At 38.6% G+C, this 12,549-nt stretch carries 9 protein-coding genes and 1 riboswitch; of the genes, 6 read left to right on the plus strand and 3 right to left on the minus strand.

The genetic code is table 11. The features are described from left to right. Positions 1-91: 91 nt before the first annotated feature. Together ACJG85_RS04980 and ACJG85_RS04985 are read right to left on the minus strand one after the other, a co-directional pair. Entirely contained in the window at positions 92-706 is a 615-nt protein-coding gene (locus tag ACJG85_RS04980; RefSeq protein ID WP_409679030.1) for a deoxynucleoside kinase, read from the minus strand. Further along, a complete protein-coding gene (locus tag ACJG85_RS04985; RefSeq protein ID WP_412477068.1) occupies positions 706-1,500 on the minus strand; it encodes a hypothetical protein in 795 nt (264 codons plus the stop codon). Before ACJG85_RS04985 ends, ACJG85_RS04980 begins: the two co-directional genes overlap by 1 nt. Before the next feature lie 116 nt (positions 1,501-1,616). On the opposite strand from ACJG85_RS04985, the gene ACJG85_RS04990 reads away from it, so the two are divergent. Then, on the plus strand, positions 1,617-2,510 hold the full coding sequence (locus ACJG85_RS04990; RefSeq protein WP_409679036.1) for a GLPGLI family protein: 894 nt from the start codon (positions 1,617-1,619) through the stop codon (positions 2,508-2,510). Between the two features lie 26 nt (positions 2,511-2,536). Further along, a complete protein-coding gene (locus tag ACJG85_RS04995) occupies positions 2,537-5,281 on the plus strand; it encodes a carboxypeptidase regulatory-like domain-containing protein (RefSeq protein WP_412477069.1) in 2,745 nt (914 codons plus the stop codon). A 53-nt stretch (positions 5,282-5,334) separates the two neighbouring features. Here ACJG85_RS04995 and metK read toward each other — a convergent pair whose 3' ends face one another. Beyond that, entirely contained in the window at positions 5,335-6,585 is a 1,251-nt protein-coding gene (gene metK, locus ACJG85_RS05000; RefSeq protein ID WP_409679042.1) for a methionine adenosyltransferase, read from the minus strand. Between the two features lie 760 nt (positions 6,586-7,345). Here metK and ACJG85_RS05005 point away from each other — a divergent pair. From ACJG85_RS05005 to ACJG85_RS05020, 4 genes are all read left to right on the plus strand, one after another. Beyond that, positions 7,346-8,641, plus strand: coding sequence for an O-acetylhomoserine aminocarboxypropyltransferase/cysteine synthase family protein (locus ACJG85_RS05005; protein WP_412477070.1), 1,296 nt, complete (start codon positions 7,346-7,348; stop codon positions 8,639-8,641). A gap of 94 nt (positions 8,642-8,735) precedes the next feature. Continuing rightward, positions 8,736-9,737, plus strand: a complete 1,002-nt coding sequence (locus ACJG85_RS05010; RefSeq protein ID WP_412477071.1) for an alpha/beta fold hydrolase — start codon at positions 8,736-8,738, stop codon at positions 9,735-9,737. Then, entirely contained in the window at positions 9,724-10,827 is a 1,104-nt protein-coding gene (locus ACJG85_RS05015) for an aspartate kinase (protein ID WP_412477072.1), read from the plus strand. The genes ACJG85_RS05010 and ACJG85_RS05015 overlap by 14 nt, the downstream gene beginning before the upstream one ends. A 41-nt stretch (positions 10,828-10,868) precedes the next feature. Next, positions 10,869-12,077: a sterol desaturase family protein gene (locus ACJG85_RS05020; protein WP_412477073.1), complete on the plus strand. Its 1,209-nt coding sequence runs from the start codon at positions 10,869-10,871 to the stop codon at positions 12,075-12,077. A 134-nt stretch (positions 12,078-12,211) separates the two neighbouring features. Continuing rightward, a riboswitch (SAM riboswitch) is annotated at positions 12,212-12,313 on the plus strand. Positions 12,314-12,549: the final 236 nt, after the last annotated feature.

Below are 12,549 nucleotides of genomic sequence, written 5' to 3' on the forward strand. Positions count from 1 at the left end.
TAGAAATGAAAATCTCGTCTTTTGGGACGAGATTGTAATGTATAGCGGGAAAACGGACCGCAAAAATGCCCGAAATTTTCGCTCCTAAATATTAAAACAAACCGTTTATCTCCGCGTCAATACGGTTGATAATCATGCCTAAATCTTCCGGATTATTCACAAAATCAACGTTGTCCACGTCAATAATTAGAAGTTTTCCTTTGTCGTAAGTGGTAATCCAAGCTTCGTAGCGCTCGTTTAATCGGCTTAAATAATCGATAGAGATGGTGTTCTCGTATTCGCGTCCGCGCTTGTGAATTTGAGAAACCAAATTCGGGATTGAACTTCTCAAGTAAATCAACAAATCGGGTGCGCCAACCAAACCTTCCATCAATTCGAAAAGTGAAGTATAGTTTTGGAAATCGCGGTTGGTCATTAAGCCCATTGCATGTAAGTTAGGGGCAAAAATGTGTGCATCTTCATAAATCGTACGATCTTGAATGATGTTTTTACCACTTTCGCGTATTTGCAATACTTGGCGAAAACGTGAATTGAGGAAATAAATTTGCAGGTTAAATGACCAACGCTCCATCTGGTGGTAGAAATCGTCTAAGTACGGATTGTCTACTACATCTTCAAAATGAGGCTCCCATTTGAAATGTTTGGCTAAAAATCGGGTTAATGTTGTTTTTCCTGCTCCTATGTTTCCGGCTACCGCTATGTGCATTATGGTAATTTTATTTTATACTTCTTTATTTGTTGGTCGGTAAAAATAGCTAAAATTTGGTCTTTGAAATAAAAATTAGGGAACGATTTCTCAACAATTTGAATTTCGAAAACCGATTTGGTTTTGGTGCTCAAACAGTAAAGTGTATTGTCTTTCACAAACAACAAGGTTTGATTGTCAATAATTTGGATGTTTTCAAACGGCGGAATGTTGGCCAATAAGCTTACTTTGCCGAAAATATCAATGCTGTACCAATTGTTCACTTCGTCTATCCAGTAAAAATGGTTAAAGTCGGATTGCGTGAACTTAATGTTTTCCTGGATGGGATTTCCAATGTTTTTGGACGTGTTTTTTAAATAATCGAACAACATGATTTGTTGGGTTAAGGCGTTGTAAATCCAAAACTGATTTTGAGAAGCCATCCCAATTTTAGACGCAAAAATAGTGTTGTCGATGTCGAAGAGATTCAGTTTTTGGATTTCGTTGAGTTGGTTGTCGAGTAAAATAACCGTATTGAAATCTTCGTAGAATAAAATTATCTTCAGCGGATTGATAAAATCTACTGAGCTGATTTTTCCCAAAGCCACATTTTTATATTCCCAAGCTTCGGTTTCGCTTTGTTTAATGAAAACGTTGTTTTTCACAAAATATTCGTTTCCCAAACCGTCAAAGCCTTTAAAAACTTTATCGGTCAAGGTTTGCGTTTGTACTAATTTGGTTTCCAAAGGTGCGTTTTGGGCTAAACTATTGGAAAACAATAATAATACGAGAAATGAATAAACCGCCTTTATCATATAGCTAAGATAAATTATTGAGGCTAATTTTCCCACGAATAAAGTTATTTTTTAACATAACATTGGTAACAGTTTACAAATTCATTCGTCATATTTGTTATTCAAAACCTAATACAATGAAAAGAATAGTATTTGCTTCGTATTTTTTGCTTTCTTATTTGTCATCGCATGCCCAAAAAGACTTTCAAGGAATGGCGGTGTATGAATCCAAAACCAGTACAGCCGATTTCAAATCTCGTTTTGAAGGCAATCGTGAAATCACCCCCGAAATGCAAAAAATGATTGAAGAACGCATGAGAAAGATGTTTGAAAAAACATTTTTCTTAAACTTCGATAAGTCGGCTTCCATTTACAAGGAAGAAGAAAAATTGGAAGCGCCGGGTCAAGGCGGCGGCGGTTTCAGAGTGATGAGTTCCATGATGGGTGGTGGCGGAACCTACTACAAGAATGTCAAAGAAAAAATATATAAAGTCGACAAAGAATTCATGGGTAAAGAGTTTTTGGTGAAAGATTCTTTGAAGACCTACAATTGGCAAATGACCGGAGAAACCCGTGTGATTGGCGGTTACAATTGTTTCAAAGCGACTGCCGTAATTCCGGCCAGTAAAACAGATTTCCGTAATTTCCGTCCTAAAAAGGAAGAAGAAAAAAAAGACGATAAAGCCAAAGAAGAAAGCAAGGAAGGTACAAAAACCAGCTTCATGGATCAAATAGAAATGCCCAAAGAGATTACCATTACCGCTTGGTATACACCCGAAATTCCGGTGAGTCAAGGTCCCGAAGGTTACTGGGGATTACCAGGTTTGATTTTAGAAGTCAACGATGGCAAAACAACCATCCTTTGTTCCAAAATTGTTTTAAATCCAAAAGAAAAAGCTGACATCAAAGCGCCAACCAACGGTAAAGAAGTGTCGCAAAAAGAATACGACGAAATCGTCATCAAGAAAATGGAAGAAATGAGCGAAATGAATAACGGTCGCGGCGGATTCCAAATGAGAATGAGTCGATAATTATTCATCAACATCAAAATAGCTTCATGAAATATTTAACTGCACTGTTGTTTTTAATCAGCGCAAACACTTTTGCTCAAACCGTAAAGTTAGAAGGAACGGTTCAAGACAATGCCAAAAATCCTTTAGAAATGGCCAACGTAATGGCTGTTAACCAGGCGACCAAAGCCATGGATGCTTATGCCATCACCAATGATAAAGGTAAGTTTGTCCTTAATTTGAAGCCCAATACCACTTATACCATCAAATTGAGTTATCTGGGGATGCAAAACAAAGAGATTACCATTACCACTCAAACCCAAAATATCACCCAAAACATTACTATGGAAAGTGGTGGAATTGAACTTGACGGAGTTGAGATTGTTCGAGAAATGCCGGTTTCCATCAAAGGCGATACCATAGTGTACAATGCTGATTCTTTCAAAAGCGGTACCGAGAGAAAATTGGAAGATGTCCTAAAAAAATTACCGGGTGTTGAAGTCAATGCCGACGGTGAAGTAGAAGTAGAAGGCAAAAAAGTCTCTAAATTAATGGTAGAAGGCAAAGATTTTTTTGATGGCGATACTAAGTTGGGCGTTAAAAATATTCCCGCAGATGCCATAGATAAAGTCCAAGTGTTGCGCAATTATAATGAGAATTCCATTTTGAAAGGCGTTGAGAACAATCAGGATAATGTGGCTATGAATATCAAGCTGAAGTCCGGTAAGAAAAATTTCTGGTTTGGCGATATGACCGCCGCGGGTGGATTTCAGCCCGAAACAAAGTTTGATCGTTACAACATCAACCCTAAATTGTTTTATTACAGTCCTAAATATAGTGTTAATATCATTACCAATTTCAACAATATTGGGGAGTTGCCGTTAACCATTCAGGATTATTTTAAATTCACCGGTGGGTTCAGGAACATGATGTCTAAAGGTGGTTCCAGTTTCAATGTTACCAGCAATGATTTAGGAATTTCTTTATTGCGAAACAATCGCGCCAAAGAAATTGAAACCGATTTCGGAGCCACTAATTTTTCATATAATCCTACAAAGTCATGGACGCTAAGCGGTTTTGCGATTTTGTCGTCTTCGATTACCGATTTGGAAACGGTGTCTACTACTAACTTTTTAGACCCAACGTCTACCGAAGTCGCTTCCACCGAAAACAGACAAGAAATTGCCCATCAAAAAAGTAACTTAGGGTTATTCAAATTAAGTTCAACTTACAAGCCCAATACCAATTTTCAATTTGATTACGATATCTTGGCTAAGTTTTCAAAACAAGATGAAGATAATGCCTTACTTCGAGAAACCATAGACGAAAGCAATACGTCAACAACCGAAGATATTTTAACGGTTAAAAAGCAAGATCCGGTTACCATTAATCAAAATCTGAGTTTCTATTATACTGCTGCAGAGAAACATGTTTTTGCTTTTGAAACCCAACATTTATACCAAGACGAAAATCCGTTTTACAACGCCAACTTAGCTTCTGATCCGTTTACTTCGCAGTCAAATAATATCTTGGGTTACGATACCAATCAGGTTCGAACTGATTTGAACCAAGAACGCTTTGTAAAAACCAATAAGTTGGATTCTAAATTGGATTATTACTATATGCTTACCCCAAAAAGTAATCTTAATGTTACGTTGGGCAATACCTATTCTGCTCAAAATTTCAACTCGAGTATGTACCAAATATTGGATAACGGAAACGTAAATAATTTGGACAACACTACCAATACTAACGATGTGAGTTACCGTTTCAATGATGCATTCTTGGGCTTTCATTACAAGGTGTTAACCGGTAAATTTACTTTTACTCCCGGAGTTAGTTTTCATACTTATGCCTTGAATAATGAGCAATTAGGGACAAGTTTTAAGCAAAATTTCACCCGCATTTTACCCGATTTGACCGCTATTTATCAAATCAAGAAAGCGGAAACGTTAACATATAACTTTGCCTTCACCAATAATTTCACCGATATTAATCGTCTTGCTGAAGGTTTTGTGTTGAACAATTACAATAGTTTATCAAGCGGAAATCGAACTTTAGAAAACGCGATCCAACAATCGCATTCATTAAGGTATTTTAAATACAATATGTTCAATTTTGAGAATATTTCCGCCGCTGCAAGTTATAATCGTACGGTAGATGCCATCAAGACCAGAGCTTTCTTTAACAATGTAAACCAAGTGTCTTCGCCTTTTAACTCTGAGTTTGCCGACGAGACTTTGTCGTTTTTCGGAAGTTATGGGCGTTCGTTCTTTAAGTATTACAAAGCTTCTTTGAATGTGAATGTGAATTGGTCAAAATTCAATAACATCCAAATCGATCGGAATACTTTACAAGATGTATTGGTTACTAATGAAAGTTTTACCCAAAATTACACTTTGAGAGCTTCTACCAATTTCAAGAACCTTCCCAATATTGAATTAGGATACAGCTACACGGTAAACGATTATCCGAACGATACTTTTTTCACCGACAGACCAACCGTAAAATTGGATTATTTCTTCCTGAAAAGCTTCTCTTTTGTAAGTGAATATGAGTTTTATCATTATTACAACAATGATAAATCTGTTGAGAACGAATATGATTTTCTCTCTGCCAGTTTGATCTATCAAAAAACCAAAGACAGTAAATGGGAGTATAAAATTTCAGCCACCAACTTACTCAATACGACTACCTTAAACGACGATAATTTCTCGCAGTTTTCCACAAGAACCTCACAATTTAGAGTGCAGCCGCGCTATGTAATGTTGAGTTTAAAATACAATTTATAGCAATAAAAAACCAGCTCATTGAGCTGGTTTTTTATTAGCAAGGGTTTCTGATATTACAATCCGAAAGCCGCTTTTACTTTGTCTACGAAATCTAATTTCTCCCAAGTAAACAATTCTACGGTTACTGTTTTGTCTTCACCATTAGGCGATTTAAACGTTTTTGTAACGGTTTCCGGAGTTCTTCCCATATGACCGTAAGCCGCAGTTTCACTGTAAATAGGGTTTCTCAATTTCAAACGTTGTTCAATAAAGTACGGACGCATATCGAAGATGGTTTCCACTACTTTGCTGATTTCTCCGTCGGTCATGTTTACTTTGGCAGTACCGTAAGTATTCACGTTGATTGATGTTGGTTTAGCCACACCAATCGCGTACGATACTTGTACCAAAATCTCATCACACAAACCGGCAGCTACCAAGTTTTTAGCAATATGACGGGTAGCATAGGCTGCTGAACGGTCTACTTTAGATGGGTCTTTTCCTGAGAATGCACCACCACCGTGAGCACCTTTTCCACCGTAAGTATCCACAATAATTTTTCTTCCGGTTAAGCCGGTATCACCGTGTGGTCCACCAATAACGAATTTTCCGGTTGGGTTAATGTGATAAGTAATATCGTCGTTAAACAAATGAGCGTATTGCGGATATTTGGCTTTTACCCTCGGAATCAAAATCGAAATCAAATCGCTTTTAATTTTGGCCAACATCGTAGCTTCATCCGCAAAATCATCGTGTTGCGTAGAAATTACGATAGCGTCAATACGAACCGGTTTGTTGTCGTCAGAATACTCTAAAGTAACTTGTGATTTAGCGTCCGGACGCAAATAAGTGATTTCATTATTTTCTCTGCGGATAGCCGCCAACTCAATCAATAAAGCGTGAGATAAATCTAAAGCCAATGGCATGTAATTTTCGGTTTCGTTGGTGGCATAACCAAACATCATTCCTTGGTCGCCGGCACCTTGCTCTTCTTTACTGGCTCTGTCAACACCTTGGTTAATGTCGGCCGATTGCTCGTGAATAGCCGATAAAACACCACAAGAATTGGCTTCAAACATGTACTCGCTTTTGGTGTAACCAATTTTGCGAATCACTTCTCTGGCAATCGATTGTACATCCAAGTAAGTATTCGATTTTACTTCTCCCGCCAAAATTACTTGACCGGTTGTAACTAAGGTTTCACAAGCTACTTTCGATTCGGCATCAAAAGCTAAAAAGTTGTCAATTAACGCATCACTGATTTGGTCAGCAACCTTATCCGGATGTCCTTCACTAACGGATTCCGACGTAAATAAATAAGCCATAACTATGTTTTAGTTTAATATTAAATGTTGCGAAAAAAGAAGGGATTGCCGTAAAAGCTAAAGGAGAGTTTCTGCTTTAGCATTTTTTAACGAGGTTGCAATCAGTACAAATTTTTCCTCTCAATTTTCGGTTGCAAATGTATAAAGACTAATTCGAAAACAAAAAACTATTTGGCTTTTTTTATTTTTTTTATGATTTTTTCAAAAATCTAAATACGTAGTATTTAAATATATATCCGCAAATTTCAAATGTTAAATTTTTAAATTCGATTTGGTCAAGTCAAAAAACATTCAGAAGTTTGCTCCATACAAAAACAACAAAAATGAATTTTACAATTTGTCATATGTGTCGCATGATGTGGAAAACTCCGCAGAGGACGCTTATGGCATAATTTTAAATTTTAAAATACAACCATCAAACCTCTGCACAACCGCAGAGGTTTTTTTATTAAAATAATTTGTCAACCTGAGCGCAGTCGAAAGGCTAAAACAAAAAAAGCAAACCAAAAAAGCAAAATGAAAACAACTCTTCAAAATACCATGATTCGCCGTCGTATGATGCACATGATGATGTGTTGTTGCATTCGTGTACCCTGTTACCAAAAGCGAAAGACGTAATCGAAGTTTATTTTTATACTCTAGAAGTCCTTTTGGTAAGCCATCCAAAAGGACTTTTTTTTTGTCACCCTGAGCTTGTCGAAGGGCATTTTCACATAATCAAAATATTCTAAATATCTAATAATCTAATAAATCTAAAATCATGAGCACACAAAAATTCGCCACCAACGCCTTACACGCAGGCCACGACGTAACCAAAAACGCAGGAACCAGAGCGGTACCGATTTACCAAACAACGTCTTATGTATTCAACAACACCGACCACGCCGCCAATCTGTTCGGTTTGGCCGAAGCCGGATTCATTTACACCCGTTTGAACAATCCTACGAACGACATCTTGGAACAACGCTTAGCCGCACTCGAAGGCGGCATCGGAGCCGTAGTTACGGCCTCAGGAACTTCAGCCATCGCTACAACCTTGCTGGTATTACTCAAAGCCGGAGATCACATTGTGGCTTCCAACAGCTTGTATGGCGGAACGTACAATTTGTTGAGCGTAACCTTGCCGAGGCTAGGCATCACAACCACTTTCGTCGATCCGTCAAATCCGGAAAATTTTACCAAAGCAGCCCAAGAAAATACCAGAGCCTTTTTCGCAGAAAGTTTGGGTAACCCAAAATTAGACGTACTCGACCTGAAATCGATTTCAAAAGAAGCCAAAGGGTTTAAAGTACCTTTCATCGTTGACAATACTGTGGCGACACCTTATTTGCTCAACCCAATTCAACACGGTGCCGACATTGTCATTCACTCGCTAACGAAATACATCACCGGAAACGGAACATCGCTTGGAGGCGTGATTATCGATGCCGGAAATTTCGATTGGAGCAACGGAAAATTCCCTGAATTTACTGAACCATCAGCCGGTTACCACGGTTTAAAATACTACGAAGCTTTAGGCGCAGCGTCATTTATTGCCAAAGTCAGAATCGAAGGATTACGCGATTTCGGTGCGGCACTAAGTCCGTTTAACGCCTTCCAAACCATTCAAGGTCTGGAAACTTTGGAAGTTCGAATCAAAAAGCACAGTGAAAATGCCTTGGCTTTAGCCCAGTGGTTGCAAACACAGGAAGAAGTGGCATGGGTTAATTATCCGGGATTAGAAACTTCTAAATACAAAGCATTAGCTGAAGAATATTTACCGGAAGGACAAAGCGGCATCGTAACCTTCGGATTGAAAGGCGGTTTCGAAGCGGCGAAAAAAGTGGCTGATGAAACCAAACTGTTCTCACTCTTAGCCAATATCGGCGACACCAAATCACTCATCATTCACCCGGCCAGTACGACTCACCAACAATTATCAGACGCTGAACAAGAAGCGACAGGGGTAACCAAAGATTTAATCCGTTTGTCGGTTGGTTTGGAAAATATCGAGGATTTGAAAGCCGACCTAAAAGCCGCATTCGTCCTGGTAAAAACTCCGCAACAGGTCATTTAAAATACTAAAGAAAAAATATAGGTTTTGTTTGTTTGTTTGTTAAGACTGTCTTCAAAGTTCAGGTTGAAGGCAGTCTTTTAAAAAAGCTAAAAAAATGAAAAAGTTAGAAAAAATAGATTTGTTTAATGTGGTATTGGAAAGCGGAAAGCAGCGTCCTTATGTTCCGTTGTTTTACCAAACTTTCGGACAACCCATCGGTTCCGCTCCGATAGTAGTGGTCAATCATGCGCTTACCGGAAATTCTAATGTTACGGGGGAAAACGGCTGGTGGAACGAGTTAATCGGCGAAACCAAAACCATCGATACAGATTATTTTACGGTTATCGCTTTCAATATTCCGGGTAACGGTTACGACAATAATTTCGGGAACCTGATTTCCAATTATAAAGATTTTACCATTCGCGATGTCGCCCGAATTTTTTGGGAAGGCTTGTTGTATTTCAATATCACCGATGTTTTTGCCGTAATCGGCGGTAGTTTAGGTGGTGCAGTAGCCTGGGAAATGGCAGCGCTTTTGCCTAACCGAATTCAAAACCTAATCCCCATTGCCACCGATTGGAAAGCAACAGATTGGGTGATAGCCAACGTATTAATCCAAGACCAAATTCTCAATAATTCCGACGACCCGATTGCCGATGCACGCTTACACGCCATGTTGTTGTATCGAACACCGCAATCCGTTAACCAACGTTTTCAACGAAGCAAGTTCAATGATTCTTCAGTGTTTCAAATCGAGACTTGGTTGGCCAATCACGGTATCAAACTCAAAAATCGCTTCAGACTATCGGCTTATAAATTGATGAATCATTTGCTTAAAACTAATGATATTACTCGAAACAGAGATGATTTTATGTTTGTTGTAAAAACTATTAAAGCCAATATTCATATTGTAGCAGTGGATACGGATTACTTTTTTATTCCTGAGGAAAACATAGCTACGTACGAATTGGCTAAAACCTTAAAAGCGAATGTGTATTACCACGAAATTAAATCCATTCACGGACACGACGCTTTTTTAATCGAATACCAACAATTAGCCCAAATTTTAGCTCCTATTTTTAATCCACAAAAACAACAAAACTATGTCAGCGCTTAGAATCAATATAGTCCTTTTCGGTATCGGCAATGTCGGTAGCACATTAATCAACCAGGTTATCGAGAGTCAAAAATTCTTCCTCGAAAAAAGAAACATCGATTTGCGCTTTCCCATCATTACCAACTCGACCTTGGCTTTTTTTGAAAAAGAAGGATTGAGAAACCAATGGGAAGCCAACTTCGCACAATCGGCCATTCCTTTCCGAATAGAAGATATTATCGAATACGTACAAGAGCAACAATTGGAAAACCTGATTGCTGTTGACGCCACAGCCAGTGAGGAAATCATCAAAAATTATATACCGTTAATTCAAAACGGGTTTAACATCGTTGCGGCCAACAAGAAAGCCAATACCTTGCACACCGATTTCTACAAAGAGTTGAGAAGAAACCTCAAAAAATATGACAAAACTTTTCTTTATGAAACCAATGTCGGTGCCGGATTACCGGTTGTTCAAACCATCAATGATTTGCATTTTTCAGGTGAAGAAATCACCAAAATCAGAGGTGTTTTCTCAGGTTCGTTGAGTTACATCTTCAATCGATTTTCAGCCGAAGAATTGCCATTTTCCAAAATCTTACTCGCCGCAGAGAAACTCGGCTTAACCGAACCTGATTCCCGTGAAGATTTGTCCGGTAACGATGTGGCTCGAAAACTGCTCATCCTTGCCAGAGAAATTGAACAATTAGTAGAGTTTACCGACATCAACATCGAATCCCTTTTGCTCCCTAATCTGAATGAAAAAAATCCCAAATCCGACTATGCAGTCAACAAACAGTTGTTTGACAAACCGTTTCAAATCGCCAAAATCACCCAAGCAGACAATCACGTGCTTCGGTATGTGGGCGAATTGAATGTCAAGACCAAACAGCTCGAAGTTAAATTGGTTTCAGTACCTAAAAGTTCTCCGCTCGGCCAACTCCAAGGTGCTGATAACCTCATTGAAATTTACACCAAATCGTATGGCGACATGCCAATCGTCATTCAGGGCGCCGGCGCCGGGAAACAAGTCACGGCGCGTGGTGTTTTGACCGACATTCTTAAAGTAGCCGAGAAAATCAAAATTCAGGAAGCCATTTGGCTTTCCTAAAAAAGTAATGTTCCGAATTTAAAACAAATCATAGATACATTATGAAGCTGGAATATATCGCTTTAGCCATTCCGTTTTTTACTTTTTTTATGCTTTTGGAATTTTATATAAGTCGTAAAAAAAACAAACAAGTACACCAATTTAACGAAAGTATAGCCAATCTCAATGTGGGAATTGTAGAGAGAATTACCGATTTGCTGACTACCGGTTCGTTCTTTTTTGTATTCACTTGGTTGCACCAAAATTGGGCCGTATTTACTATTGAGAACAACTGGTTGACTTGGATTTTATTATTTCTGGCAACCGATTTGCTTTGGTATTGGTACCATCGCTTCGGTCACGAAATCAACTTGTTTTGGGCAGCTCATATCGTGCACCACCAAAGTGACGATTTCAACTATACAGCCGCCGCTCGAATCACAGTAATTCAGGCATTCGCTCGAGGCTTGTTTTGGAGTATTTTACCCATAATAGGGTTTTCGGCGGAGATGATTACGGTGTTGTTACTTATTCACGGAACGTATCCTTTTTTTACGCATACTCAACTCGTTGGGAAATTGGGTTGGCTGGAATACATCATTGTGACGCCCTCACATCATCGGGTGCATCACAGTAGCAATCCGGAATATTTAGATAAAAACTATGGTGACATGCTCATTATTTGGGATAAAATTTTCGGAACATTTGCCGAAGAAAAAGCCGAACCGAAATACGGCTTAACCAAATCACTGGGGAGTCACAGTTTTTTATGGCAACATTTTCACTATTTCCTGGAATTAATGGTGGCTGTTCGTTTGGCGCCAACATTTAAACAAAAAATCAAAGTCATTTTTGGAAGCCCAAATAACCACGACCAGAGAATCCGAACTTTGCTCGAACGCAAACTTTCTCAAAAAGTAACACACATTCAGTATTCAAAACAACTAATCCGAGCCATAAAAGTAAAAACACTGACTACTATAGGCGTACTTTTTATCACTATTCTATTCTCGCATTACATCTCAAAACCCAACCTTTGGCTCTTAACGGCATTCATCGTTTTTAGTGTAATAATTACCGGTGCCATGCTCGAGCAAAAACGTTGGATATTTCATCTTGAGTTTGTACGATTCAGCATTCTCTGTTTTATTTTTAACGAAACCATTACAACACTCTATACCACAACTTTGATAGTTATAGTATACACTACGGTGTTATTGTTCTACAACAGTATAAATTCAAAATACCAAAAAGTCATATTCGCTAACTAACCACCAACCGCTCTGCCGCAAGGCAGAACCCCCAAAAACCTACAACACTACAACGTTGTAGGTTTTTATTTTTTCAAAACCCTTGCAAATGTGAATTCTGTGTCATTACTTTGCATCGTTCATTAACATTATGTTTGTTATCACGAAAGCCGGAGGGAATAGACCCTGTGAAAGCTTAGCAACCCTTTGCCAAAAGAAGGTGCTACATTCTATCTCAATTTGAGAAAAGATAACCCAGAGATATTCTCTCTTACTTTCCTGATACTTTTATGATATTGTCACACTGAGCTTGTCGAAGTGTGAGCGAATGGCTTGCGCGTTGTTGCGGTCCATTTTCCCGCTTTGCGTTGCAATCTTTTTGTTTTGTCGTCAGCAATGTCAGGCTGAGCCTGTCGAAGCCATGTCGAAGGACAAAACAAAAAAGGATTTCCACTGCAATCGGGGCTAATTAATAAACTTTGTGTATCTCTGG

It is taken from the genome of Flavobacterium mekongense, from assembly GCF_047038255.1.
Classification (GTDB): Bacteria; Bacteroidota; Bacteroidia; order Flavobacteriales; family Flavobacteriaceae; genus Flavobacterium; species Flavobacterium mekongense.

Excerpts from the sequence above, each read along its gene's own strand:
- ACJG85_RS04985 (WP_412477068.1), bottom strand. The coding sequence starts at position 1,500 with ATGATAAAGGCGGTTTATTCATTTCTCGTATTATTATTGTTTTCCAAT.
- ACJG85_RS05005 (WP_412477070.1), top strand. The coding sequence starts at position 7,346 with ATGAGCACACAAAAATTCGCCACCAACGCCTTACACGCAGGCCACGAC.
- ACJG85_RS05020 (WP_412477073.1), top strand. The coding sequence starts at position 10,869 with ATGAAGCTGGAATATATCGCTTTAGCCATTCCGTTTTTTACTTTTTTT.
- ACJG85_RS04990 (WP_409679036.1), top strand. The coding sequence starts at position 1,617 with ATGAAAAGAATAGTATTTGCTTCGTATTTTTTGCTTTCTTATTTGTCA.
- ACJG85_RS05010 (WP_412477071.1), top strand. The coding sequence starts at position 8,736 with ATGAAAAAGTTAGAAAAAATAGATTTGTTTAATGTGGTATTGGAAAGC.
- ACJG85_RS05015 (WP_412477072.1), top strand. The coding sequence starts at position 9,724 with ATGTCAGCGCTTAGAATCAATATAGTCCTTTTCGGTATCGGCAATGTC.
- ACJG85_RS04980 (WP_409679030.1), bottom strand. The coding sequence starts at position 706 with ATGCACATAGCGGTAGCCGGAAACATAGGAGCAGGAAAAACAACATTA.
- metK (WP_409679042.1), bottom strand. The coding sequence starts at position 6,585 with ATGGCTTATTTATTTACGTCGGAATCCGTTAGTGAAGGACATCCGGAT.
- ACJG85_RS04995 (WP_412477069.1), top strand. The coding sequence starts at position 2,537 with ATGAAATATTTAACTGCACTGTTGTTTTTAATCAGCGCAAACACTTTT.